The organism is Pseudomonas sp. lyk4-R2A-8 (genome assembly GCF_030209095.1).
Classification (GTDB): Bacteria; Pseudomonadota; Gammaproteobacteria; order Pseudomonadales; family Pseudomonadaceae; genus Aquipseudomonas; species Aquipseudomonas quebecensis.
On sequence record NZ_JARVSS010000011.1, the window covers coordinates 492053 to 515041 of the forward strand.

The following is a 22989-nucleotide window of genomic DNA, read 5'->3' on the forward strand; positions in this document are numbered from 1 at the left end:
GTAGGTGGCGGAATCAGCGGACGAACAGTTTCTGGATCAACTTCTGAATGGCTTTGCCGTAGGGCGGGTAGATCAGCTTCGTGGCGTTCAGGCGCTGTTTGACCAGCACCCCCTTGGCCTTGCTGAACGTCAGGAAACCCTCATGAGCGTGGTAATGGCCCATGCCCGAGGGGCCGATGCCGCCGAAGGGCATATCGTCCTGGGCCACGTGCAGCAGGGTGTCGTTCAGGCATACGCCACCGGAATGGGTTTCGTGCAGCACGCGCTGCTGGTCGCCTTTGTTGTAGCCGAAGTAGTACAGCGCCAGGGGGCGAGGGCGCTGGTTGATGTAGGCAAAGGCCTGTTCGAGGCCGCGATACGGGACGATCGGCAGCACCGGGCCGAAGATTTCGTCCTGCATCACAGTCATGTCGTCGCTGACGTTGAGCAGCAGACTGTGAGGCATGCGCCGCGCCTGGCCCTGGTCGTACAGCGGAATCAGGGTGGCGCCCTTGTCGATGGCGTCTTTGACGTAGGCGTTGAGCCTGGCCAACTGTCGCTCATTAATGATGGCTGTGTAGTCCGGGTTGTCGGTCAGCGTGGGATAAAACCCGCGAATGGCGTTGCTGTAAGCCTCGACAAACCCCTCGATGCGGTCTTCTGGTACCAGCACGTAGTCCGGCGCGACGCAGGTCTGCCCGGCGTTCAAGGCTTTGCCGAAGGCGATGCGCTCGGCGGCATCCTTGAGCGGTACATCTGCGGAAACGATGGCCGGCGACTTGCCGCCCAGTTCCAGGGTTACCGGGGTGAGGTGTTCCGCCGCCGCGCGCATCACATGCTTGCCGATACTGGTGGCGCCGGTGAACAGCAAGTGATCGAAGCGCAGCCGGGAGAACGCGATGCCCATATCGGCCTCGCCGAGCACCACGCACACCAGGTCTTCAGGGAAGATTTTCGCCAGCAGCGTCTTGAGCAATTGCCCGGTAGCGGGAGTGGACTCACTGAGTTTGAGCATCACCCGGTTACCCGCCGCCAACGCTCCGACCAGCGGGCCGATGGCCAGGTACAGCGGGTAGTTCCACGGCACGATCACACCGACGACCCCCAGTGGCTGGTAAATAACGCTGGCTGAGGCCGGTTGGAAGGCAATGCCTACGGTGCGTCGGGATGGTTTCATCCAACGCTTGAGGTGTCTGCTGGCGTAGTGAATGCCATGCAGGCTGGGCATCAATTCAGCGAAGAGGGTTTCGTCGGCGCTGCGGTGGCTGAAGTCCTGGCTGATGGCGTCGATCAGGGCCTGGCGTTCGTTGCTGAGCACATTCCGCAGGGCCTTGAGCCATTGCTGGCGTTGCGCGGCCGGCGGCATCGGGTTTGCGGCGTAGGCATGCCGTTGGGCGTCAAACAGCGCCTGGAGTTGATCCAGCGCCTGGGTATCCTGCAGGTAAGCAACGTTGGCGGACATGGCGCAGTACCGATTGTTATTGGTCTGCGTGGATTTTTAGAGTCATTACTCTAAATTGTCAAATAACATTGCAGCAACATGATGGATTTATCCAGGCCGAGATAGCCCGTAAGATGCCCCATCCCGTGTACAGAAGCTGATCCCCTATGGCACCACGAGTAAAGACCAGCGAGCGCATTGTGCAAACCAGCCTGGAGCTTTTTAACCAGCAGGGCGAACGCAGTGTCAGCACCAACCATATCGCCGCCCATATGGAAATTTCGCCGGGCAACCTGTACTACCACTTCCCCAACAAGCAGGCGATCATCGCCGTGCTGTTTCGCGAATACGAAGCGCTGGTGGACAGCTTCCTGCGTCCGCCCCAAGGGCGCGCCATGCAGGTGGAGGACAAGCGCTTCTACCTGCAGGCCGTGCTGGCCGGCATGTGGCGCTATCGTTTCCTGCACCGGGACCTGGAACACCTGCTGGAAAGCGACCCGGAGCTGGCTACTGGCTATCGGCGTTTTTCCCAGCGCTGCCTGATCCAGGGCGGTGCTATCTATCAGGGCTTTGTCGATGCCGGCATCCTCAACATGGACCCGGTGCAAACCGAAGCCCTGACCCTCAATGCCTGGATCATCCTCACCTCCTGGGTGCGGTTTTTGTGCACCACCAATGAAAACTCTGCCCACCTGAGCGCCGAAGCGATCAAACGCGGGGTGTATCAGGTGCTGGTGCTGGAGGCGGGTTTTGTCACGCCCCAGGCGAAAGAGGCGGTAGACGCGCTGTTCAAGGAGTTTTACGTGCCGTTGAATCAGGCACTGGAAGACGTGAAGTAGGCCCTTTCTCTAATGCTACAGGAGTCCGCCATGCCGCTTGCCCAACTGATCAGTCCCCAGCAATTGGCCGAGCGCGGCAAGGCCGAAGGTCTAGTGATCCTCGATTGCCGCTTTGCCCTGGAGGACCCGGACTACGGGCGCTCCAGTTATGAAGAAGGTCACATTGAGGGGGCGCAATATGCCGATCTGGATCGTCACCTCAGTGGTCCGGTGGTAAAAGGCGTGACCGGCCGCCACCCTTTACCGGCGGCGGACACCTTCGCCAAGCAACTGCGGGCCTGGGGCATCAGTGCGGATACCGATGTCGTGCTATATGACGACGGCCCGGGCGCCTATGCTGCGCGGGCATGGTGGCTGCTCGCCTGGCTGGGCAAGCGCGACGGCGTGTTCATTCTGGATGGCGGCCTCAAGGCTTGGCACAGCGCCGGTTTCCCATTGAGCCTGGACGTTCCGGTAAACGAAGCGGGGAGCTTTGTCGGACAGCCGGACAATCATCTGCTGCTGGACGCCGAACACCTGCAAAAACGCTTGGGTCAGCCGGGCATGACCTTGATCGATGCTCGCGCACGCGCGCGTTTTCGCGGCGACGTTGAGCCCATCGACCCGATTGCCGGGCATATTCCCGGCGCGCAGTGCGCGGCATTCAATGAAAACCTCGGCAGCGACGGGCGCTTTTTGCCGGCTGAACAACTCAAGCAACGCTTCGCCGCACAGTTGCAGGGGCGTTCGCCGGAAGAACTGGTGGCCTATTGCGGTTCGGGGGTGACGGCGTGCCACAACCTGTTCGCCCTGAGCCTGGCGGGTTATCCACTGGGTAAGTTGTATGCGGGGTCGTGGAGCGAGTGGATCACCGATTCGAAGCGGGCGATTGCTACGGGCGACTGAGCTTCCACCCGTTTTAGCCGTGTTGTGCCAATAACCATTGGGGGATGCGACGTTCCAGGTAGTAGCCGGGGCGTTTCAGTGAACCATCGACAAAGCCCACATGGCCACCCTTGGTCGTGAGCTCAAACTCGGTGCAATCCGACAGCTCGCTGGCCTGCGGCAGGCTATGGGCAAACACGAACGGGTCGTCGGCGGCCTGGATAATCAGGGTGGGGGTGCGGATGCCGCCCAGATAGTAACGACTCGACGCGCGGCGGTAATAATCCTCGGCACTCAGAAAACCGTGCAGCGGCGCGGTGACCCGGCCGTCGAAGTCCCAGAACGTGCGCATCTTCTCCAGCGAGCCGAGGGCCTCCAGGGTTTTCAGTCCCTCCACCTGGCCGTCCTGTAGGAAGCGGCGTTGCTTGACGCGGATATACGCCAGCATCTCGCGCATGAAGTGCTTTTGATACACCCGCGAAAACCCCAACCCGATGCGATCGGCGCACTGATCCAGGCGAAAGGGTACCGACACTGCCGCTGCGCCTTGCAACCCGGACATTTCCCCCGTTTCCCCCAAGTGCTTGAGCAACACATTGCCGCCCAGCGAGTAACCCACCGCGTACAAGGGCGCCAACGGTCGCTTGGCGCGCAGGTGCGCAATGGTCGCTGCGAGGTCTTCGCTGGCGCCGGAGTGATAGCTGCGCGCCAACAGGTTCGGCTCGCCGGAACAGCCCCGCCAGTTCAGCGCGACGCTGGCCCAGCCCTGGCCGGCGAGGACTTTCTGCAAGCCTGCGACATAGGGGGAATTGGACGAGCCGGTCAGCCCATGCAGCACCAGCACCAGCGGCACGTGTGCGTCGTGGGGGCCATGCCAGTCGAGGTCGAGAAAGTCGCCGTCGTCCAGCCACAAGCGCTCGCGTTGGCGCTCAATGTGGGTTGTGGGGCGCAACAGCGGCCCCCACAGGGTTTGCAGGTGAGGGTTGCCGAGGCCGAAGGCGGGGGTAAACAGGTCGGAGGACGGTGTCATGAAACTCTCGGTTTGTGGCGAGCCCGCTCGCCACAAGTAAAGCCAGTCTGAACAATCAGGCGGCGCTTTCGACCAACCGGTGCCACAACGCGTAATACACCCGCCCGGATTTTTGCTCCCGGTGCAGGCGCCACGCGCCCGGCAGGCCCAGGGTAGAAGGTGCGGTTTCGCTTTCGGTGTAGATCCACGCATCGGCAGCCAGCCATTGGCGTTCTTCCAGCAGCGCACACACGGTGGGCAACAGGTTCTGATTGAACGGCGGGTCGAGGAACACCACGTCGTACTCGCTGGCAGGCTGGGTTTCCAGGTAGCGCAGGGCGTCGGCGGTCTGCACCTGGCCGTTGGTGCAACGCAGGGTGCCCAGATGTTCCTTGAGGCTGGACACCGCGACGTTGCTGGCATCCAGCGCCTGGGCCTGGGCAGCGCCACGGGACAGCGCCTCCAGGAACAGCGCGCCACTGCCGGCGAACGGGTCCAGCACCCTGGCCCCGCCGATGTAGGGCGCGAGCCAGTTGAACAGGGTTTCGCGCACGCGATCCGGCGTGGGGCGCAGGCCTACCACGTCGGGGAAGCTCAGCTTGCGGCTGCCCCATTCACCGCCAATGATGCGCAGTTGGCCCACACCGTTATGCACGTTGTGGACAGGTTTTTTCGGGCGAGATGAACTGGCCATTAATGCTCCGGGACGCCGAGCGGCTGCTCGGCGGGTTTATCAGTAGGGGGCGGTAGTGGCTTCTGCGCAATCGTTGGGCCGGCGGTCACGATGACCATCTTGTCGGCGCTCAAGTGTTTGTTCAACGCAGCCTTGACCTGCTCTACGGTCAGGGCCTGGGATTGTTTCATGAAATCTTCGAGATAGCTCAGCGGCAGGTTGTAGAAACCCATGGCGCCCAGCTGGCCGACGATATCGGCGTTGCTCGCCGTCGACAGCGGGAAGCTGCCGGCCAGCTCACGCTTGGCGTCATCCAATTCCTTCTGGGTCGGGCCGGTCTTGAGGTAATCGGCCAGCACTTGCTCCACCAGTCGCAGGGTGCCGCCGCTCATTTCGGCGCGGGTTTGTAAGTTGATCATGAACGGGCCGCGCACCTGCATGGGCGAGAAACCGGAGTACACACCATAGGTCAGGCCGCGTTTCTCGCGCACTTCGCTCATCAAGCGCGTGCCGAACCCACCGCCGCCGAGGATCTGGTTGCCCAGGGACAAGGCTGCGTAGTCCGGGTCGGCGCGGTCGATGCCCAGTTGGGCGAACAGCAGGTGAGTCTGCTTGGAAGGGAACTCGATATGACTCAGACCGGCCTTGGGCTCGGTGGGCTGGGCGATTTTCGGCAGGGCAGGGCCCTTGGGCAGCGAGGCGGACACCTTGGCGGTCATGGCCTCGGCTTCGGCGCGGCTCAAGTCACCCACCACCGCAATCACTGCGTTACCTGCGGCATAAGCCTTGGCATGGAAGGCCTGCAGTTGTGCGAGGGTAATCTTCGGCACGCTTTCAGGCGTGCCTTCGCTGGAATGCGCATAAGGGTGATCGCCATACAGGCGCTTGAACAACTCAAGGCTCGCCAGTTTGGCGGGGTTCTGCTTCTGGTATTCGAAGCCGGCCAGGATCTGGTTCTTGATGCGCGCCAGGGAATCGGCCGGGAAGGTCGGTTGGCCGATCACCTGGTCGAACAGCGCCAGGGCGGCGTCGCGCTTGGCGCTGTCGCTGAGGCTGCGCAGGGACACCAATGCCATGTCGCGGTAGGCACCGTTGCCGAAGTCGGCGCCCAGGCCTTCAAAGCCGCTGGCGATCTGGCTGACGTCCTTGCCCGGCACGCCTTCGTTGAGCATGGCGTTGGTCATCAACGCCAGACCGGGTACATCGCCGTCCTGGCTGCTGCCGGCGGCGAACAGGATGCGCATGTCGAACATGGGCAGTTCGTGGGCTTCGACGAACAGCACCTTGGCGCCTTCCGCGGTGGTCCAGGTCTGCACATCCAGCTTGCGATTGGTCGGCGCCTTGCCGTCCAGTTCCGCCAGGGACTGCAGCGTGTTGGCCGATTGGGCCTGATCCAGCGCCTGGCTGGCCACGGACTCGCCGGGGCGCAGGAAGTACACGGCGCTTGCGGCGATCAAGGTGACGGCGATCAGGCCAGGCAGGATAAGGCGGCTGTTTTTGCGATCACTCATGAGCGGTCTCCTCGGGCAGAACATGGGCGACGCTCAAACGTTCGCGGGTGAAGTAAGTGCGGGCGGCCTTCTGGATATCATCCGGGGTCACGCTTTGCAGGTCGGCGAGTTCGCTGTCCATGAGTTTCCACGACAGCCCCACGGTCTCCAGGGAGCCGATGGCGGTGGCCTGGCTGGTGATGGAGTCCCGCTGATAGACCAGGCCGGCGATGACCTGGGCACGGATGCGCTCCAGTTCTTCAGCGGTCGGCGGCTTGGCTTTCAACTCGTCCAGAAGGCGCCACAGGCCGGCTTCGGCTTGGGCGATGGTCTTTTTCTTCTGCTGGTTCGGCGTGGCCGAGAGGGTGAACAGGGTGTCGCCACGGGTATAGGCGTCGTAGTTGGTGGAGGCGGCGGATACCAGCTCTTCGCCGCGCTCCAATTGTTCGGAAATACGCGCGCTATAGCCGCCATCCAGCAGGGCCGAGATCAGGCGCAGGGCCTGCACCGAACGCTTGTCCTCGGCAGTGGCGAGGCCCGGGACGTTGAAGCCCAGGATCACGCTGGGCAATTGAGTCTGCACGCGCATTGTCAGCAGGCGCTCGCCGGGTTCGGCCAGTTCCATCGGGATCTTGGCCGGTGGCACGTCACGCTTGGGGATCGGGCCGAAGTAGCGCTGGGCCAGGTTCTTGACCTCGTCCGGGGTCACGTCGCCGACCACCACCAACGTGGCGTTGTTGGGCACGTACCAGGACTGGTACCAGTGGCGCAGTTCCTCGACCTTCATGCGTTCCAGGTCCGCCATCCAGCCGATGGTCGGCGTGTGATAGCCGCTGGCCGGGAAAGCCATGGCCTTGAAGCGTTCGAAGGCCTTGGACATCGGGTTGTCATCGGTGCGCAGGCGGCGCTCTTCCTTGATCACCTCGATCTCGCGGCTGAACTCGTCGGCCGGCAGGCGCAGGCTGGCCATGCGGTCGGCTTCCAGCTCGAAGGCCACACCCAGGCGGTCGCGGGCCAGTACTTGGTAGTAGGCGGTGTAGTCGTCGCTGGTGAACGCATTTTCTTCGGCGCCCAGGTCGCGCAGGATCAGCGAGGCTTCGCCTGGCCCGACCTTGGCGCTGCCCTTGAACATCATGTGTTCCAGGGCATGGGATAAACCGGTCTGGCCCGGGGTTTCATAGCTTGAGCCGACCTTGTACCAGACCTGGGAAACCACTACCGGCGCGCGATGGTCTTCGCGCACGACCACCTTGAGGCCGTTGTCGAGGGTGAATTCATGGGTGGGTTGTGGATCGGCAGCCAAAGCTGAAAGAGGCAGACAAACTGTGCTGAACAGCAGGCCTGCGGCGCGGCGGGCGAGAGCATTCATTCGTTTTTTAACCTGTTGGGCTGCCCGCTTGGTCTTAGCGTCGGCGGGCGAGGAGGTGCTAGGATACTGATCCGATTCAGGGACGGCCACAGCGGCTGTCTTGTTGAGGCCCTATTTAGGCCTTACAAAATGTTGCGCATGAACGAGCTGGCTAAAAAACAGTCTGTTACGCATCGAATTTTATTTACCGGCACGCCCCTAGGCGCGTCGCTACCTTGAGATAGCCGTCTCCATGTTTGGTTCCAACGACGACAAGAAGACCCCAGCCGCGGCTGGCGAGAAAAAAGGCCTGTTCGGATGGCTGCGCAAAAAGCCGCAGGAAACCGTCGTCGAACAGCCGCAGGTTCAACCTGAGCCGATCCCCGAACCCGTTATAGAAGCCGAACCGGCGGCCGAAGCGCCGGCACCGGTGGTATTGCCCCTGGTGGAGCCGGTATTGCAGCCGGTCGTCGAAGCGCCGCCTGAGCCTGAGCCGGAGCACAAGCCATGGCCGCCGTTGCCGGTGGCCGAGGAACCGGTGGCGCTGGTCGATGATGTGCAGGCTGAGCACCTCGTGCCGCCGATTCCGCCGGTTGTCGAACCTGAGCCGCAGCCGGCGGCAGTCGAGCCGACGCCTGCTCCGGTAGTTGTGCCTGCGCCGGCCGAGCCTGCGCCGGTGCTGGAGGCCGCGCCTGCGGTCATCGCTGCGCAACCGGCCGAAATCAGCAAGACCGGCTTCTTCGCCCGCCTCAAGCAAGGCCTGAGCAAGACCAGCGCCAGTATCGGTGAAGGCATGGCCAGCCTGTTCCTGGGCCGCAAGACCATCGACGACGAACTGCTCGAAGACATCGAAACCCGTCTGCTGACCGCCGACGTCGGCGTCGAAGCCACCGCGGTAATCATCCAGAGCCTGACCCAGAAGGTCGCCCGCAAGCAACTGACCGACGCCGATGCCCTCTACAAATCGCTGCAGGCCGAGCTGGCCGCGATGCTCAAGCCGGTCGAAGCGCCGCTGGTGATCACCCCGAACAAGCCATTCGTGATTCTGGTGGTGGGCGTCAACGGCGCCGGCAAGACCACCACCATTGGCAAACTGGCCAAAAAGCTGCAGCTTGAGGGTAAGAAAGTCATGCTCGCCGCCGGCGATACCTTCCGTGCCGCTGCCGTGGAGCAGTTGCAGGTCTGGGGTGAGCGCAACAAGATCCCGGTCATCGCCCAGCACACCGGCGCCGATTCCGCCTCGGTGATTTTCGACGCCGTGCAGGCGGCCAAGGCCCGTAACATCGATGTGCTGATCGCCGATACCGCCGGTCGCCTGCACACCAAAGACAATTTGATGGAAGAGCTGAAAAAAGTGCGCCGTGTGATCGGCAAGCTCGACGCCGACGCGCCCCACGAGGTGCTGTTGGTGCTGGACGCCGGTACGGGCCAGAACGCTATCAGCCAGGCCAAGCAGTTCAACCAGACGGTGCAGTTGACCGGTCTGGCCTTGACCAAACTCGACGGCACGGCAAAGGGCGGTGTGATCTTCGCCTTGGCTAAACAGTTTGGGTTGCCGATTCGCTATATCGGTGTCGGTGAGGGTATCGACGACTTGCGCACCTTTGAAGCCGAACCCTTTGTCCAGGCACTGTTTGCCGAGCGGGAGCGTTCATGATTCGATTCGAACAGGTCGGTAAACGCTATGCCAACGGGCATGTCGGCTTGCATGAGCTGAGCTTTCGAGTGCGTCGCGGCGAGTTCCTGTTTGTCACCGGCCATTCGGGCGCGGGCAAAAGTACCTTGCTGCGCCTGCTGCTGGCCATGGAGCGCCCGACCACCGGCAAACTGCTGCTGGCCGGCCAGGACCTGGCCACCATCAGCAATGCGCAGATTCCGTTTCTGCGCCGCCAGATCGGCGTGGTGTTCCAGAACCACCAGTTGCTGTTCGATCGCACGGTGTTCAATAACGTCGCGCTGCCGCTGCAGATTCTCGGGTTGTCCAAGGCTGAGATCATCAAGCGCGTGGATTCGGCCCTGGAGCGTGTAGCGCTGTCGGACAAGACCGACCTCTACCCCGGCGACCTGTCCACCGGCCAGCAGCAGCGCGTCGGTATCGCCCGCGCTATCGTCCACCGCCCGGCCCTGCTGCTGGCGGACGAACCCACCGGCAACCTCGACCCGCGTCTGGCGGCGGAGATCATGGGCGTGTTCGAAGACATCAACCGCCTGGGCACCAGTGTGCTGATCGCCAGTCACGACCTGGCGCTGATCGCACGCATGCGCCATCGCATGCTTACTTTGCAACGCGGCCGCCTGATCGGCGACGGGGAGGCGGGCGTATGAGTGCCACACGCAGCCCCAAGGTTTCCGAGCGCGTGGCGCCAAAACCGGCCGACCCGCAACCGAAAAAGAAAAAACACAACGATGACGACGGCCCGGACTTCAGCACCCTGCTGCGCGCCTGGATCGAAAGTCATCGCGCCAGCCTGGTCGACAGCCTGCGCCGCCTGGGCAAGCAGCCGATCGGTAGCTTTTTTACCTGCCTGGTAATGGCCGTGGCCTTGAGCCTGCCGATGGGCTTGTCGCTGTTGCTCAATAATGTGGAGCGCCTGGGCGGCTCCTGGCAACGTGCGGCGCAGATTTCGCTGTACCTGAACCTGGATGCCAGCCCACAGCAGGGCGAAGCGTTGCGCGACGACATCAAGAACATGCCGGGCGTGGCGGATGCCGAGTACGTCAGCCGTGACCAGGCCCTTGAGGAGTTCCAGCAACAATCCGGCCTGGGCGAGGCGCTCAAGGAGCTGCCGCAGAACCCATTGCCCGGCGTGGTGCTGGTAACGCCGAACGAAGTGGACAAGGCCGCCCTCGAAGCCCTGCGACAAAAACTCGCAGAGCTGCCGAAGGTGCAACAAGCGCAACTTGATCTAGTCTGGGTAGAGCGCCTGGCGGCGATCCTCAAGCTGGGTGACCGGTTTGTGTTCGGTTTGACGGTGTTGCTGGTGTCTGCATTACTTTTGGTGATAGGTAATACCATTCGTCTTCATATTGAAAACCGTCGCACTGAGATAGAAGTGATTAAACTGGTCGGCGGCACTGACAGCTATGTGCGTCGGCCGTTTCTGTACATGGGCGCGCTTTATGGCTTCGGTGCGGGGATTTTGTCCTGGGGTGTCCTGGCGTTTGGCCTGAATTGGCTGAACGACGCGGTGGTCGGGCTGGCCGGGCTGTACGGCAGCGATTTCGCCCTGGCGGGCGTGCCGGTTGCCGATGGCCTGTCACTCTTGCTCGGCGCGGTATTGTTGGGGTATATCGGTGCCTGGATTGCGGTCGCACGGCATTTACGTGAGCTGGCACCGAAGTAGTTAATGTCAGATTAATGTGGTTTCGTTTGTATTGACCGTATCAGTGGTTTAGGGAACTTGTCCTACGGTTCCCGGTCAATTTTCGCAGTGCTGAACTGCACGAGTTATGTGAGTCGGAGGTTTTTTCGTATGACCACTTCTTTGCAACCTGCTTATGCCTTGGTGCCGGGTGCGAACCTGGAAGCCTATGTGCACACGGTCAACAGCATTCCATTGCTGACGCCCGAGCAGGAGCGTGAACTGGCCGAGAGTCTCTACTATGAGCAGGATTTGGGGGCGGCTCGGCAGATGGTGCTCGCCCACCTGCGTTTTGTCGTACATATCGCCCGTAGCTATAGCGGCTACGGCCTGGCCCAGGCTGACCTGATTCAGGAAGGCAACGTGGGCCTGATGAAGGCGGTCAAGCGCTTCAACCCTGAAATGGGCGTGCGCCTGGTGTCGTTTGCCGTGCACTGGATCAAGGCGGAAATTCACGAGTTCATCCTGCGCAACTGGCGCATCGTGAAAGTCGCGACCACCAAGGCCCAGCGCAAATTGTTCTTCAACCTGCGCAGCCAGAAAAAGCGCCTGGCGTGGCTGAACAACGAAGAAGTCCACCGCGTGGCCGAAAGCCTCGGTGTGGAGCCGCGCGAAGTGCGCGAAATGGAAAGCCGTCTGACCGGTCATGACATGGCGTTCGACCCGGCCGCTGAAGCGGACGACGACAGCGCTTTCCAATCGCCCGCCAACTACCTGGAAGACCACCGGTACGACCCGGCGCGTCAACTGGAAGACGCGGACTGGAGCGATAACTCCAATCACAACCTGCACGAAGCGCTGGAAGTGCTGGACGAACGCAGCCGCGACATCCTCTACCAGCGTTGGCTGGCGGAAGAAAAAGCCACGTTGCACGACCTGGCACAGAAGTACAACGTGTCGGCCGAGCGGATTCGTCAGCTTGAAAAGAGCGCGATGAACAAGCTGAAGCTGTCCATCGCCGCTTAACAATGTGGGAGGGGGCTTGCCCCCCGATGGCGGAGTGTCAGTCAACTTCTGTGTGACTGACACTCCGCCATCGGGGGCAAGCCCCCTCCCATATTTGTTTCTGTGTTGTGTCAGTCGGACCAGGGGGCTTTGCGGGCGTTGTTCAGCTCCATCAGGTAACCATCACCGCCCAGCTGGCTCATCTGTTGTCGAATCCACGCCGCCCGCCGCGCCACGTACGCTGTTGGGTGACTGGCACTCCACACGCGAGGGTTGGGCAACACTGCCGCCAGATAGCTGGCCTGCTGCCGTGATAAGCCCTTGGCGCTCACCCCAAAGTGATGTCGCGCCGCCGCTTCTGCGCCAAACACGCCCTCATCCCATTCCACGCTGTTGAGGTAAACCTCAAGAATGCGCTGCTTGGGCCACAACACCTCGATCAACCCGGTGAACCAAGCCTCCAGGCCTTTGCGCAAATAACTGCGGCCGGCCCACAGGAACAGGTTCTTGGACACCTGCTGGCTCAACGTACTGGCGCCGCGTATCGAACCGCCGCGCTCGTTATGCGCCAATGCCGCCTGGATCGCACCGAAATCGAAACCCCAATGCTGCGGGAAGCGTTGATCTTCACCGGCCATCACCGCGACTTTGAGGTCATCGGAAATCTCGTCCCAGGGCACCCAGGTGCGCTGCAGGTCGATGGGTTCGCCGTCGAACCATGACTCGACCTTGCGCTCCACCATCAGCGCGGTGAACGGCGGCGGGACGACACGAAACAGCAGCACCAGCAACACACTGCCGATGGCGAACCATTTCACGACTTTGAGTAAACGACTGAAGAGGACACGCAGCATAGAGATGGCTTGGCCGAACCCGTTGAGCGGGCCATTATACAGACCCTGCCCGATGAGTCTGACTGGAGTTCCCATGCTGCGTAGCTTTCTGATGCTGGCCGCCTTTTTTGGCTTTACGGGCGTTGCCCTTGGCGCCTTCGCCGCCCATGGCCTGAAAAACCGCCTGAGCGCCGACTACCTGGCGATCTTTCACACCGGCGTGACCTACCAATTGGTGCACACCCTGGCGCTGTTGGGCGTCGCGCTGCTGGCCGCCCACATCCCCGGCCGGCTGGTGACCTGGGCCGGCGTGTCGTTTGTGGTCGGGATCGTGCTGTTCTCCGGCAGCCTGTATGCGCTGACCCTGACCGGTGTCAGCAAGCTGGGCATCATCACACCCTTCGGCGGCCTGGCCTTCCTGCTCGGCTGGTTCTTCCTGGGCCTTGCTGCCTGGCGCATGCAGCTGACCGCTTGACGCTTGGAGCTGACCTTCAGGTCCCAATCGAGCTAGAATGCGGGCCCCTAAAAACGATGGCGGCCCGTGGCATGCGCATTCAGTTGAACGGCGAACCCTTTGAACTGCCCGACGGTGAAACCGTTTCGGCCCTGCTGACCCGTCTGGACCTGACCGGGCGTCGCGTCGCGGTGGAACTCAACCAAGACATCGTTCCGCGAAGCCAGCATGAAGGTACCGCGTTGAGCGACGGTGACCAGGTCGAAGTGGTCCACGCCATCGGCGGCGGCTAGTCGCGTAGCTTTCTGAATTCTGCAGAACCTCACCCCATACGAGGATTTCCCATGAGCATCGTTCGTAACGACAAGCCCTTCGTCCTGGCCGGCCGTACCTACCAGTCCCGTCTGCTGGTCGGCACCGGCAAGTACCGCGACATGGAAGAAACACGCCTGGCCATCGAAGCCTCGGGTGCCGAAATCGTGACCTTCGCCGTACGTCGCACCAACCTCGGCCAGATCGAGGGCGAGCCGAACCTGCTCGAAGTGCTGTCGCCGGACCGCTACACCTTTTTGCCGAACACCGCCGGTTGCTACGACGCCGTCGAAGCCGTGCGCACCTGTCGCCTGGCCCGTGAGCTGCTCGACGGTCATAACCTGGTCAAGCTGGAAGTGCTGGCCGACCAGAAAACCCTGTTCCCCAACGTGATCGAAACCCTCAAGGCCGCCGAAACCCTGGTCAAGGAAGGCTTCGACGTGATGGTCTACACCAGCGATGACCCGATCATCGCGCGCCAATTGGCCGAAATCGGCTGTATCGCGGTGATGCCGCTGGCCGGCCTGATCGGTTCAGGCCTGGGGATCTGCAATCCCTACAACCTGCAGATCATCCTCGAAGAAGCCACGATCCCGGTATTGGTGGACGCGGGCGTGGGCACCGCCTCCGACGCGACCATTGCCATGGAACTGGGCTGCGACGCGGTGCTGATGAACTCGGCCATCGCCCATGCCCAGCAACCGATCATGATGGCCGAAGCCATGAACCACGCCATCGTCGCGGGCCGCCTGGCCTACCTCGCCGGGCGCATGCCGAAAAAACTCTACGCCAGCGCCTCTTCGCCGCTGGATGGTCTGATCAAGTAAGAGCCATTGATGACTGAATCAAACGAAACGCCGAACACCCAGGAAGCAGGCGACGAGTCCAAGCACCGCCGCATCAAAAGTTTTGTGATGCGCGCCGGCCGCATGACCGAAGGCCAGCAAAAGGGCCTGGAACAAGGTACGCCGTTGTTCGTGCTGCCCCTGGCCGACGCGCCGGTGGACTACGACCAGGTGTTCGGCCGTTCGGCCCCGCGCTCCCTGGAGATCGGCTTCGGTATGGGCCACTCCCTGCTGGAAATGGCAGCGGCTGCGCCGGAACAGGATTTCATCGGTGTGGAAGTGCATCGTCCAGGTGTCGGCGCGCTGCTCAACGGCGTGCTGACCCAGGGCCTGACCAACCTGCGGGTGTACGACTGCGACGCGATCGAAGTACTTAACCGCTGCATCGCCGACAACAGTCTGGACCGCTTGATGCTGTTCTTCCCCGACCCTTGGCACAAAGCCCGCCACCATAAGCGCCGCATCGTCCAGGCTTCGTTCGCGGAACTGGTGCGCAGCAAGCTCAAAGTCGGCGGTATCCTGCATATGGCGACCGACTGGGAGCCGTACGCGGAGTACATGCTGGAAGTGATGAACGTCGCCCCCGGCTACCGCAACCTGGCCGAAGACGGCAAATGCGTACCGCGCCCGGCGGAGCGTCCAATCACCAAGTTTGAACGCCGTGGTGAGCGGCTGGGGCATGGGGTGTGGGATTTGAAGTTCGAGAAGCTGGCATAACTCGCCACTGGCTTGAAATGCAATCCAATGTGGGAGGGGGCTTTTGCCCCCTCCCACAGTTGTTTTGTGTCGGATTTGAGATCAGCGGCGGTCGGCGACGACCCCAATCAACACCAGCACCACCACCAGCACCGGTGCCAGGCTGTAGTTGTTGAACTGGCTCAACCCGCGCACGATCCACGGTGTGGCGTAGATCAAGGCGGCGCCGCTGCCGATCATGCAGACCAGGGCCATCAAAGGCACGCGCAAGGCGCCGGCGATGCTGCCCAGGCGGGCTTCGATCCAGCCTTTGATGTCGGCACCGAACAGCACCAGCAAGCAGCCGACGAGGGCCAGGGAGATTTCCGACAGGTTGCTGCGGCTCCAGCGGGATACGGTGGCGAGCAGGTCGAGTACCAAATCCATTCGAATTCCTTAGAGCGTCAGCTCAAAAACTTCTGCAACAGGTCATTGAGAAAGAGTTGCCCGTGGTCGGTGGCCGCCAGGCGTGACGGTTCGACCTGCATTAAGCCGCTTTGTTCTGCCTCCCTGCGTGCTTCGTCGAGGCTTGCCAGGGCCAGACCGGTGCGCTCGGCGTAGAGCCTGGCCTCAACGCCGTCGGTAAGCCGCAGGGCATTCATCAGAAACTCGAATGGCAGTTCTTCGTTGGTCAGTTCCTTCGCGCCGGCCTGGAAGCTTTTGGCCGGGTTCAGATAGTCCTTGGGCGCGCGGGTTTTCCACGTGCGCACAATACGCCCGTCCGGATGACTGAGTTTGCCGTGGGCACCGGCGCCGATACCGATAAAGTCGCCGAAGCTCCAGTAGTTCAGGTTATGCCGTGCCGGTCGGCCCGGCTGCGCATAGGCCGAGACTTCATATTGTGCGTAACCGTGCTCGGCCAGCAGCGCCTGGCCCGCTTCCTGGATATCCCACAGCGTGTCGTCTTCCGGCAGCGCCGGCGGCTGGTTCCAGAACACGGTGTTGGGTTCCAGGGTCAACTGGTACCAGGACAAATGCGTGGGCTTGAGCGCGATGGCCTGGCGCAGATCGCTCAACGCGTCGTCCAGGGACTGATCGGGCAAGCCGTGCATAAGGTCGAGGTTGAAGTTATCGAACCCGGCCTGGCGCGCCATCCCGGCGGCGCGTACGGCCTCGTCGCCGTTGTGAATGCGGCCCAGGGCTTCGAGTTTTGCTTGCTGGAAGCTCTGGATGCCGATGGACAGCCGGTTGATTCCCAGCTTACGGTAAGCGACGAACTTCTCTTGCTCGAAAGTGCCGGGGTTGGCTTCCAGGGTAATTTCGATGTCGCCGGCAAACGGGATGCGTGCTTCCACGCCTTTGAGCAGTCGCCCCAACGCCGCAGCGCTGAACAGGCTGGGCGTGCCGCCGCCGAAGAAGATCGAACTCAGTTCACGCCCATATACCGCGTGCAGATCTTGATCGAGGTCAGCCAGCAAGGCGTCGACGTATTCTTCTTCCGGCAGCACCTTGCTGGCGGTGTGGGAGTTGAAGTCGCAGTACGGGCATTTGCGCACGCACCACGGAATATGGATATACAGCGCCAGGGGCGGCAGCACAGGCATGGCCGCCCGAGGTGTTTGCACGCCGCCGTGAATCAGCGGCTGCGCAGAGGTGTTCTGGGTCATTTCAGGCTCAGGCGTTGGCGCAGCAAATCCATTGCGCGAGCACGGTGGCTGATCTGGTTCTTGTCGGCCGGGCTCAGCTCGGCACTGGACACGTTACGCTCCGGCACCCAGAACAGCGGGTCATAGCCAAACCCATGCTCGCCGCTGGCCGCATGCAGGATGCGCCCGTGCCACAGGCCTTCACAGAGGATCGGCAGCGGGTCGTCGGCGTGTCGCACCAGCGCCAGTACGCAGACGAACTGCGCGCCGCGCTCGGCATCCGGTACGTCCTTGAGGGCTTCGAGCAGCTTGGCGTTGTTGGCCGCGTCGCCCTTGCCATCGGCATAGCGTGCCGAGTAGATCCCCGGCGCACCGCCAAGGAAGTCCACCGCCAGGCCCGAGTCGTCCGCCAGTGCCGGCAGACCGGAAATACGCGCGGCATTGCGCGCCTTGAGGATGGCGTTTTCGACGAACGACAGGCCGGTCTCTTCCGGCTCCACCTGGCTGAACTCGCCGATGGAGCGCAGTTGCACGCAGTCACCGAGCATGGCCTGCAGTTCTTTGAGTTTGCCGGCGTTATGGCTGGCCAGTACCAGTTGAGTCAGGTTCATCATTCGGCCGGAAACAGTTCTTGGTTGAATTGGAAGCTATGCGCTTTGCCGCCGGTTTCAACATTGATGGTAAAGGTCTTGTATTCGCGCTGGGTCACGGAGTACGGCGCGAGGTAGCTGATCCCGTTTTTCTCATCGATTTGCTTGAACGTCAGGATCTCGCTTTTGCCACCCAGGTCCTTGATGGTACCGGTCACCTGAGCCGCGCCCGGCGTCACTCCCTTGATCACGGTCACATTGATCAGCCCTTTTTCCTTGCTGCGCACCACGCCGATTTTCTGCGCGGTCTCCGGGGGCAGGAAGCTGGACGTGAATGTGTTGTAGTGAACGGTGATATCGCCGAAGTCCTTCTTGCGATTTGCGTCGATAGCGTCCGCGGCCATGGCGCTGGCGCCCAGGCAGGCGGTCAATAGAAATACAGCCAGGCGGCTCATGAGCGTCCCTCTTGAAAATGATTAGACGGCAATCTTGTGGTCGGCCAGACCGGGGCTGCTGACCCGGTAGATACCAATTTCGCCCAACAGGTTGGGCCATAGTTTACTCGCCCAGCCGTGACGGTGCTGTTGGTCGACGGCGAGGCGGTTGATCACCTTGGCTTCACGCTCACCACACAGGGCTTCGAAGTCTTCGAAGGTGCAAAAGTGGATGTTCGGCGTGTTGTACCAGGTATAGGGCAGGAAATCCGATACTGGCATACGGCCCTTGGTGGCCAGGTACCAGCGGCAGCGCCAGTGCCCGAAATTGGGGAAGGTGATGATGCACTGGCGGCCTACGCGCAGCATCTCGTCGAGGATGCGGTCCGGGTAGTGCACCGCCTGCAGGGCCTGGGTCATCACCACGATGTCGAAGCTGTTGCTGGCAAAGTTGCCCAGGCCCTTGTCCAGGTCTTGCTCGATCACGTTGATGCCCTTGGCCACGCACTGGGCGATGTTGTCCGCGTCGTTTTCCAGGCCGTAGCCGGTGACTTGCTTGTTGTCCCGCAGCCAGCTCAGCAGTTCGCCATCGCCGCAGCCCAGGTCGAGCACGCGGCTGCCGGCGGGGATCCAGTCTTGGATGATTTCCAGGTCGGCTCTCATGGCGTTCTCACACAGTTATGCGGTTCATATAGTTGCCGAAGGCCTGCAGGTAGCGCGGGATCGGAATCAGGAAGGCATCGTGGCCTTGCGGAGCATCGATCTCCAGGTAGCAGACGTCCTTGCGCGCGGCCATCAGGGCATCCACCAGCTCACGGGAGCGGGCCGGCGAGAAGCGCCAGTCGGTGGTAAATGACATCACACAGAACTTGGCCTTGGCGATCTCAAAGGTTTTCGCCAGGTCATCGTCGTGGTTGGCCGCCGGGTCGAAGTAGTCCAGGGCCTTGGTCATGAGCAGGTAGGTGTTGGCGTCAAAACGCCCGGAAAACTCCTCGCCCTGATAGCGCAGGTAGCTTTCCACCTGGAACTCGACGCTGTGGAAATCGTAGTTGAGCTTCTCGCTCTTGAGACCGCGGCCGAATTTCTCGCCCATGGAATCATCGGACAGGTAAGTGATGTGGCCGACCATGCGCGCCAGCATCAGGCCGCGCTTGGGAATCACGCCGGCTTCCTGAAACGAGCCACCGTGGAACTCGGGGTCGGTGAGGATGGCCTGGCGCGCCACTTCGTTGAAGGCGATGTTCTGCGCCGATAATTTAGGCGCCGAAGCGATAGCCAGACAATGGCGCACCCGGTCCGGGTAGGTGATGGTCCATTGCAGCGCCTGCATGCCGCCCAGGCTGCCGCCGATCACCGCCGCCCACTGGTTGATACCCAGCCGATCGGCCAGGCGGGCCTGGCTGTGCACCCAGTCTTCCACGGTGAGCACCGGGAAATCGGCGCCGAACGGCTTGCCGGTTTCCGGGTTGAGGCTGCTGGGGCCGGTGGACCCGTTGCAGCCCCCGAGGTTGTTGAGGCTGACCACAAAGAACTTGCGCGTGTCGATGGGCTTACCGGGGCCGATGCAGCTGTCCCACCAGCCGGGCTTGCGCTCATCGACGCTGTGGAAACCTGCGGCATGATGATGGCCGGACAGGGCATGACAGATCAGCACGGCATTGCTCGCCGTGGCATTCAATTGGCCGTAGGTTTCGTAGATCAGGTCGTAGGCTGGCAGCGACCGACCACAGGCCAGGGCCAGCGGTTCGCTGAAGTGCGCCACTTGGGGCACGACCAGTCCAACAGAATCGGGGGGGAAGGCAGTTGGCATCGACCCTGCTCTCGTCTAAATGAGGCGTAAGTCTAAAGAGCGGGGACCCCAGCGGCAAGCAAAGGCCTGCACGGATGCAATTCAACGGTGCAGATACAAAAAGTGGGAGGGAGCAAGCTCCCTCCCACCTTTGATCCGGATCAGATCAGGCCAAACAGCTCTTTAGGCATGAACGCGTAGAACGCCAGGCGCGGAATCACCCAGCTCTGCAGCAGCTGGATGGCGATAAACGCGAAGATCGGCGAAATATCCAGGCCGCCCAGGTTGGGAATCAGGCGACGGAACGGCGCCAGCACCGGTTCGGTGATCTGGTAGACCAGCTCGGCGCCCGGGCTGCGGCTGCCGGGGGCGACCCACGACAGGATCACGCTGATGATCATCGACCAGAAGATAATCTTCAGGAACAGCGAAAAGATGCCGATCAGCGCCCAAGGCAACAGCAGCACGGTGAAAGCCTGGTAGCCGTTGAGCGACAGCACGACCACAAACAGCAGGATCTGCAGCAGCAGGGCCAGTACCAGCGACGACATGTCCAGCCCGAACAGGCTCGGGATCACTCGGCGCAGTGGCTTGAGCAACGGCTGGGTGGCCTTGACCACGAACTGGCACAGCGGGTTGTAGAAGTTCGCCCGCACCAGTTGCAGGATAAAACGCATCAGCACGATCAGCAGGTACAGGCTGCCGAGGGTCTGGATGATGAAGATCAGGGCGTCATTGAGTCCAAGCATCATGTATTCCTTCGTAGGAGACGATTATTTGCCCAGTTGCTCGGCCAGCTCGGCCGAACGGTGTGCCGCGGCACCCAGCGCTTTTTCCACCAGGGCTTCGAAGCCTCCGGCCTGGAACGATTCGATGGCGGCCTGGGTGGTGCCACCCGGCGAGGTCACGCGGCGGCGCAGCTCTGCGGCGTCTGCATCGCTGGACACCGCCATATGCGCGGCGCCCAGTGCGGTCTGCTCGGCCAGTTGTTCGGCAACGTCCTTGGGCAGGCCCAGTTTCACACCGGCGGCGGTCATGGCTTCGATCAGCAGGAAGAAGTACGCCGGGCCGCTGCCGGACACGGCGGTCACCGCATCCAGTTGCTGCTCCTGTTCCAGCCACAGGGCGATACCCACGGCGGACAGCAGCTCCTGCGCCTGGTCGCGTTGTTCGGCGCTCACCTGGGCGGTGGCGTACAAACCGCTCACGCCCTGGCGCACCAACGCCGGGGTGTTGGGCATGCAGCGCACGATCGGCTGCGCGCCCAGCCAGTTGTGCATGCTGGCGCAGGTGATGCCGGCGGCGATGGATACCACCAGTTGATGCGGCTGCAGATGGGCGCGCAGGCTTTCGCACACCGCTTTCATGGCCTGTGGCTTGACCGCCAGTACGACCACATCGACGCCCTGGATGGCCTCGGCGTTGTCGGCGAAGGTCTCGATGCCGTGTTCGGCACTGATGCGGGCTCGGGTGTCGGCGCCCGGGTCGCTGGCTCGGATCAGGGCCGGCTCCAGGCCCTTGGCCCGCAGGCCGCCGATCAGGCTGGCCGCCATGTTACCGGCGCCGATAAAGGCAATACGCGTGTTACTCATGACAGGTCCTTACTCAAAGAGAAGTCAGCCATTTCAAGGCTGGCCGTAGTCGCGGGCGCCAAACAGAGCGGTACCGATCCGCACCCAGGTAGCGCCTTGGGCGATGGCCGATTCAAGGTCGTGGCTCATGCCCATGGAAAGTGTGTCGAGCGCCAGGTTCAGGCTGGCCTGCAGGTCGCGTACCGTGGCAAACGCGGCGTCTTGCGCGGCACGATCGTCGGTCGGCTCCGGGATCGCCATTAAGCCGCGCAGCGACAGACGCGGCAGGGCAATGATGGCGTTGGCCAGGGCCGGCAGGTCGGCGGGCGTACAGCCGGACTTGCTGGCTTCGCCGCTGACGTTGACCTGAATGCAAATATTCAACGGCGGCAGCTCGGCCGGGCGTTGCTCGGACAGGCGTTGTGCAATTTTCAAGCGGTCCACGGAATGCACCCAGGCGAAGTGCTCGGCGATCGCACGAGTCTTGTTCGATTGAATGGGGCCGATGAAGTGCCAACTCAAGGGCAGGTCGGTCAATTCGGCCTGTTTGCTCAAGGCTTCCTGCAGATAGTTCTCGCCAACGTCACGCAGGCCGGCGGCATAAGCTTCGCGCACGGCTTGTGCGGGTTTGGTCTTGCTCACGGCCAGCAGGTGGACGCTGTCGGGGTCACGTTGCGCGGCGGCGGCCGCGGCGCGGATGCGCTGGCTAACCAGGCCGAGGTTGTCTGCTATCGTCGACATTCAAGTTGCGCCCGTGGATATGGAGTCCGCGGCATTCTACTGGAAATGGAAAGCCCTATGGATATCGCTCAATTGCTGACGGTCAGCGTGCGCCGAGGCGCCTCCGACCTGCATCTCTCGGCAGGCCTGGTGCCAATGTTAAGGATCGATGGCGAGGTTTGGCCCCTGGATTGGCCCGTACTTTCAGCCCGGCAAGTTGCAGATTTGCTGAGCCCGTTGCTTAACGAGCACCAACAAAAGGATTTCGAAACGTCTCTTGAAACTGATTTTTCCTTCGAGCTGCCCGATGTGGCACGGTTCCGGGCTAACGTGTTCCAGCAGGATCGCGGCATGGGCGCAGTGTTTCGCACCATCCCGACGGAGGTCCTGAGTCTGGAGAGGCTGGGCCTGGGCGATGTATTCCAACGTATCGCCCGGTTACCGCGCGGCCTGGTGCTGGTGACCGGGCCTACCGGTTCAGGCAAGTCCACCACCCTGGCGGCGATGATCGACTACCTCAACCAGCACCGGCGCCAGCACATCCTCACGTTGGAAGACCCCATCGAATTTATCCACACGCCGAAAGTCGCCCTGATCAATCAACGCCAGGTGCACCGTGATACGCACAGTTTTTCGGTAGCGCTGCGCTCGGCATTGCGCGAAGACCCCGATGTAATCCTGGTCGGCGAGCTGCGCGACCTGGAAACCATCCGCCTGGCATTGACCGCAGCGGAGACCGGGCACCTGGTGTTCGGCACCTTGCACACCACCTCGGCGGCGAAAACCATAGATCGCCTGGTCGATGTGTTCCCCGCAGGCGAAAAGGCCATGGTGCGTTCGATGCTGTCGGAGTCGCTGCAAGCCGTGGTGTCCCAGGTGCTGGTGAAGAAGCTCGGCGGCGGGCGTGCGGCGGCCCATGAAATCATGCTGGGCACACCGGCAATTCGTAATCTGATCCGTGAAGACAAAGTGGCTCAGATGGTCTCGGCGATGCAGACGGGGGGCGCGCTGGGGATGAAGACACTGGATATGAGTTTGAAGGCGCTGGTCGCGCAGGGCGTGATCAGCCGGGAAGAGGCGCGGGAAAAGGCGAGGGTGCCTGGGGATATATAAGCAGGCTTAAATGTGGGAGGGGCTTGCCCCCTCCCACACTCGACCGCATTCGAGCTT

The 22989-nt window shown here is 62.0% G+C and carries 26 protein-coding genes; 11 read left to right on the forward strand and 15 right to left on the reverse strand.

The window, feature by feature from the left end; genetic code table 11:
- Window positions 1-13: 13 nt before the first annotated feature.
- Window positions 14-1441, reverse strand: a complete 1428-nt coding sequence (locus tag QRN10_RS13205) for a coniferyl aldehyde dehydrogenase (protein WP_266247274.1) — start codon at window positions 1439-1441, stop codon at window positions 14-16.
- 146 nt (window positions 1442-1587) lie between these two features.
- On the opposite strand from QRN10_RS13205, the gene QRN10_RS13210 reads away from it, so the two are divergent.
- Complete coding sequence (locus QRN10_RS13210) at window positions 1588-2259, forward strand: TetR/AcrR family transcriptional regulator (protein ID WP_181076502.1); 672 nt, start codon at window positions 1588-1590, stop codon at window positions 2257-2259.
- A gap of 30 nt (window positions 2260-2289) precedes the next feature.
- Window positions 2290-3144 carry a sulfurtransferase gene (locus QRN10_RS13215; RefSeq protein ID WP_285428521.1) on the forward strand — a complete coding sequence of 285 codons (855 nt, stop codon included), beginning with the start codon at window positions 2290-2292 and terminating at the stop codon, window positions 3142-3144.
- A 13-nt stretch (window positions 3145-3157) separates the two neighbouring features.
- Here the strand turns inward: QRN10_RS13215 and QRN10_RS13220 are convergent, their stop codons facing one another.
- From QRN10_RS13220 to QRN10_RS13235, 4 genes are read right to left on the reverse strand one after another with little or no spacing between them, the layout of a single operon-like run.
- Entirely contained in the window at window positions 3158-4153 is a 996-nt protein-coding gene (locus QRN10_RS13220) for a hydrolase (protein ID WP_253509711.1), read from the reverse strand.
- 55 nt (window positions 4154-4208) lie between these two features.
- A complete protein-coding gene (rsmD, locus tag QRN10_RS13225) occupies window positions 4209-4826 on the reverse strand; it encodes a 16S rRNA (guanine(966)-N(2))-methyltransferase RsmD (protein WP_285428522.1) in 618 nt (205 codons plus the stop codon).
- Window positions 4826-6316 carry a M16 family metallopeptidase gene (locus QRN10_RS13230; RefSeq protein ID WP_181076506.1) on the reverse strand — a complete coding sequence of 497 codons (1491 nt, stop codon included), beginning with the start codon at window positions 6314-6316 and terminating at the stop codon, window positions 4826-4828. The genes rsmD and QRN10_RS13230 overlap by 1 nt, the downstream gene beginning before the upstream one ends.
- Window positions 6309-7664: a M16 family metallopeptidase gene (locus QRN10_RS13235; protein WP_181076508.1), complete on the reverse strand. Its 1356-nt coding sequence runs from the start codon at window positions 7662-7664 to the stop codon at window positions 6309-6311. Before QRN10_RS13235 ends, QRN10_RS13230 begins: the two co-directional genes overlap by 8 nt.
- A gap of 232 nt (window positions 7665-7896) precedes the next feature.
- On the opposite strand from QRN10_RS13235, the gene ftsY reads away from it, so the two are divergent.
- The 4 genes from ftsY to rpoH all read left to right on the forward strand — a co-directional run bounded on the left by ftsY (window position 7897) and on the right by rpoH (window position 11971).
- Window positions 7897-9300, forward strand: a complete 1404-nt coding sequence (gene ftsY, locus QRN10_RS13240) for a signal recognition particle-docking protein FtsY (RefSeq protein WP_181076509.1) — start codon at window positions 7897-7899, stop codon at window positions 9298-9300.
- Window positions 9297-9968: a cell division ATP-binding protein FtsE gene (ftsE, locus tag QRN10_RS13245; protein ID WP_003176700.1), complete on the forward strand. Its 672-nt coding sequence runs from the start codon at window positions 9297-9299 to the stop codon at window positions 9966-9968. Before ftsY ends, ftsE begins: the two co-directional genes overlap by 4 nt.
- On the forward strand, window positions 9965-10987 hold the full coding sequence (gene ftsX / locus QRN10_RS13250) for a permease-like cell division protein FtsX (RefSeq protein ID WP_181076511.1): 1023 nt from the start codon (window positions 9965-9967) through the stop codon (window positions 10985-10987). Before ftsE ends, ftsX begins: the two co-directional genes overlap by 4 nt.
- 129 nt (window positions 10988-11116) lie before the next feature.
- Window positions 11117-11971 (forward strand): RNA polymerase sigma factor RpoH, encoded by an 855-nt coding sequence (rpoH, locus tag QRN10_RS13255; protein WP_005792286.1) that lies wholly within the window; start codon window positions 11117-11119, stop codon window positions 11969-11971.
- A gap of 110 nt (window positions 11972-12081) precedes the next feature.
- Here the strand turns inward: rpoH and mtgA are convergent, their stop codons facing one another.
- Window positions 12082-12804 carry a monofunctional biosynthetic peptidoglycan transglycosylase gene (gene mtgA / locus QRN10_RS13260; protein WP_266247265.1) on the reverse strand — a complete coding sequence of 241 codons (723 nt, stop codon included), beginning with the start codon at window positions 12802-12804 and terminating at the stop codon, window positions 12082-12084.
- 73 nt (window positions 12805-12877) lie between these two features.
- Here mtgA and QRN10_RS13265 point away from each other — a divergent pair, with 73 nt between their 5' ends.
- The 4 genes from QRN10_RS13265 (at window position 12878) to trmB (ending at window position 15111) form a co-directional block, all read left to right on the forward strand.
- The gene (locus QRN10_RS13265; RefSeq protein ID WP_181076515.1) at window positions 12878-13258 is read left to right on the forward strand and encodes a DUF423 domain-containing protein; all 381 of its coding nucleotides are present in this window, start codon (window positions 12878-12880) and stop codon (window positions 13256-13258) included.
- A gap of 71 nt (window positions 13259-13329) precedes the next feature.
- Complete coding sequence (gene thiS, locus QRN10_RS13270; protein WP_285428523.1) at window positions 13330-13530, forward strand: sulfur carrier protein ThiS; 201 nt, start codon at window positions 13330-13332, stop codon at window positions 13528-13530.
- Between the two features lie 51 nt (window positions 13531-13581).
- On the forward strand, window positions 13582-14376 hold the full coding sequence (locus QRN10_RS13275) for a thiazole synthase (protein ID WP_034101284.1): 795 nt from the start codon (window positions 13582-13584) through the stop codon (window positions 14374-14376).
- A 9-nt stretch (window positions 14377-14385) separates the two neighbouring features.
- On the forward strand, window positions 14386-15111 hold the full coding sequence (gene trmB / locus QRN10_RS13280; protein ID WP_181076518.1) for a tRNA (guanosine(46)-N7)-methyltransferase TrmB: 726 nt from the start codon (window positions 14386-14388) through the stop codon (window positions 15109-15111).
- An 81-nt stretch (window positions 15112-15192) separates the two neighbouring features.
- On the opposite strand, the gene QRN10_RS13285 is transcribed toward trmB, so the two are convergent.
- The 9 genes from QRN10_RS13285 to QRN10_RS13325 all read right to left on the reverse strand — a co-directional run bounded on the left by QRN10_RS13285 (window position 15193) and on the right by QRN10_RS13325 (window position 21840).
- On the reverse strand, window positions 15193-15516 hold the full coding sequence (locus QRN10_RS13285; RefSeq protein WP_122716594.1) for a DUF3392 domain-containing protein: 324 nt from the start codon (window positions 15514-15516) through the stop codon (window positions 15193-15195).
- Window positions 15517-15533: 17 nt separating this feature from the next.
- Window positions 15534-16673, reverse strand: a complete 1140-nt coding sequence (gene hemW, locus QRN10_RS13290) for a radical SAM family heme chaperone HemW (RefSeq protein ID WP_285428543.1) — start codon at window positions 16671-16673, stop codon at window positions 15534-15536.
- Between the two features lie 59 nt (window positions 16674-16732).
- Entirely contained in the window at window positions 16733-17329 is a 597-nt protein-coding gene (gene rdgB, locus QRN10_RS13295) for an RdgB/HAM1 family non-canonical purine NTP pyrophosphatase (protein ID WP_285428524.1), read from the reverse strand.
- Window positions 17326-17760: a DUF4426 domain-containing protein gene (locus QRN10_RS13300; RefSeq protein WP_181076521.1), complete on the reverse strand. Its 435-nt coding sequence runs from the start codon at window positions 17758-17760 to the stop codon at window positions 17326-17328. Before QRN10_RS13300 ends, rdgB begins: the two co-directional genes overlap by 4 nt.
- 21 nt (window positions 17761-17781) lie before the next feature.
- Window positions 17782-18402 carry a methionine biosynthesis protein MetW gene (gene metW / locus QRN10_RS13305; protein WP_181076522.1) on the reverse strand — a complete coding sequence of 207 codons (621 nt, stop codon included), beginning with the start codon at window positions 18400-18402 and terminating at the stop codon, window positions 17782-17784.
- 7 nt (window positions 18403-18409) lie between these two features.
- Complete coding sequence (gene metX, locus QRN10_RS13310; protein WP_181076524.1) at window positions 18410-19549, reverse strand: homoserine O-succinyltransferase MetX; 1140 nt, start codon at window positions 19547-19549, stop codon at window positions 18410-18412.
- 140 nt (window positions 19550-19689) lie between these two features.
- On the reverse strand, window positions 19690-20277 hold the full coding sequence (locus QRN10_RS13315; protein WP_181076526.1) for a YggT family protein: 588 nt from the start codon (window positions 20275-20277) through the stop codon (window positions 19690-19692).
- A gap of 24 nt (window positions 20278-20301) precedes the next feature.
- Window positions 20302-21120, reverse strand: a complete 819-nt coding sequence (proC, locus tag QRN10_RS13320; RefSeq protein WP_285428525.1) for a pyrroline-5-carboxylate reductase — start codon at window positions 21118-21120, stop codon at window positions 20302-20304.
- A gap of 33 nt (window positions 21121-21153) precedes the next feature.
- Window positions 21154-21840, reverse strand: coding sequence for a YggS family pyridoxal phosphate-dependent enzyme (locus QRN10_RS13325; RefSeq protein ID WP_181076529.1), 687 nt, complete (start codon window positions 21838-21840; stop codon window positions 21154-21156).
- 57 nt (window positions 21841-21897) lie between these two features.
- On the opposite strand from QRN10_RS13325, the gene QRN10_RS13330 reads away from it, so the two are divergent.
- Entirely contained in the window at window positions 21898-22932 is a 1035-nt protein-coding gene (locus tag QRN10_RS13330) for a type IV pilus twitching motility protein PilT (RefSeq protein WP_253509705.1), read from the forward strand.
- Window positions 22933-22989: the final 57 nt, after the last annotated feature.

Bases quoted from the DNA above. Each gene is read 5' to 3' on its own strand.
- QRN10_RS13265 (WP_181076515.1), top strand. From the start codon at position 12,878: ATGCTGCGTAGCTTTCTGATGCTGGCCGCCTTTTTTGGCTTTACGGGC.
- ftsY (WP_181076509.1), top strand. From the start codon at position 7,897: ATGTTTGGTTCCAACGACGACAAGAAGACCCCAGCCGCGGCTGGCGAG.
- QRN10_RS13230 (WP_181076506.1), bottom strand. From the start codon at position 6,316: ATGAGTGATCGCAAAAACAGCCGCCTTATCCTGCCTGGCCTGATCGCC.
- QRN10_RS13300 (WP_181076521.1), bottom strand. From the start codon at position 17,760: ATGAGCCGCCTGGCTGTATTTCTATTGACCGCCTGCCTGGGCGCCAGC.
- metX (WP_181076524.1), bottom strand. From the start codon at position 19,549: ATGCCAACTGCCTTCCCCCCCGATTCTGTTGGACTGGTCGTGCCCCAA.
- QRN10_RS13315 (WP_181076526.1), bottom strand. From the start codon at position 20,277: ATGCTTGGACTCAATGACGCCCTGATCTTCATCATCCAGACCCTCGGC.
- rdgB (WP_285428524.1), bottom strand. From the start codon at position 17,329: ATGATGAACCTGACTCAACTGGTACTGGCCAGCCATAACGCCGGCAAA.
- mtgA (WP_266247265.1), bottom strand. From the start codon at position 12,804: ATGCTGCGTGTCCTCTTCAGTCGTTTACTCAAAGTCGTGAAATGGTTC.
- ftsE (WP_003176700.1), top strand. From the start codon at position 9,297: ATGATTCGATTCGAACAGGTCGGTAAACGCTATGCCAACGGGCATGTC.
- QRN10_RS13215 (WP_285428521.1), top strand. From the start codon at position 2,290: ATGCCGCTTGCCCAACTGATCAGTCCCCAGCAATTGGCCGAGCGCGGC.
- QRN10_RS13220 (WP_253509711.1), bottom strand. From the start codon at position 4,153: ATGACACCGTCCTCCGACCTGTTTACCCCCGCCTTCGGCCTCGGCAAC.
- QRN10_RS13205 (WP_266247274.1), bottom strand. From the start codon at position 1,441: ATGTCCGCCAACGTTGCTTACCTGCAGGATACCCAGGCGCTGGATCAA.
- QRN10_RS13275 (WP_034101284.1), top strand. From the start codon at position 13,582: ATGAGCATCGTTCGTAACGACAAGCCCTTCGTCCTGGCCGGCCGTACC.
- QRN10_RS13235 (WP_181076508.1), bottom strand. From the start codon at position 7,664: ATGAATGCTCTCGCCCGCCGCGCCGCAGGCCTGCTGTTCAGCACAGTT.
- rsmD (WP_285428522.1), bottom strand. From the start codon at position 4,826: ATGGCCAGTTCATCTCGCCCGAAAAAACCTGTCCACAACGTGCATAAC.
- QRN10_RS13285 (WP_122716594.1), bottom strand. From the start codon at position 15,516: ATGGATTTGGTACTCGACCTGCTCGCCACCGTATCCCGCTGGAGCCGC.
- ftsX (WP_181076511.1), top strand. From the start codon at position 9,965: ATGAGTGCCACACGCAGCCCCAAGGTTTCCGAGCGCGTGGCGCCAAAA.
- hemW (WP_285428543.1), bottom strand. From the start codon at position 16,673: ATGCCTGTGCTGCCGCCCCTGGCGCTGTATATCCATATTCCGTGGTGC.
- rpoH (WP_005792286.1), top strand. From the start codon at position 11,117: ATGACCACTTCTTTGCAACCTGCTTATGCCTTGGTGCCGGGTGCGAAC.
- QRN10_RS13330 (WP_253509705.1), top strand. From the start codon at position 21,898: ATGGATATCGCTCAATTGCTGACGGTCAGCGTGCGCCGAGGCGCCTCC.
- thiS (WP_285428523.1), top strand. From the start codon at position 13,330: ATGCGCATTCAGTTGAACGGCGAACCCTTTGAACTGCCCGACGGTGAA.
- proC (WP_285428525.1), bottom strand. From the start codon at position 21,120: ATGAGTAACACGCGTATTGCCTTTATCGGCGCCGGTAACATGGCGGCC.
- trmB (WP_181076518.1), top strand. From the start codon at position 14,386: ATGACTGAATCAAACGAAACGCCGAACACCCAGGAAGCAGGCGACGAG.
- QRN10_RS13325 (WP_181076529.1), bottom strand. From the start codon at position 21,840: ATGTCGACGATAGCAGACAACCTCGGCCTGGTTAGCCAGCGCATCCGC.
- QRN10_RS13210 (WP_181076502.1), top strand. From the start codon at position 1,588: ATGGCACCACGAGTAAAGACCAGCGAGCGCATTGTGCAAACCAGCCTG.
- metW (WP_181076522.1), bottom strand. From the start codon at position 18,402: ATGAGAGCCGACCTGGAAATCATCCAAGACTGGATCCCCGCCGGCAGC.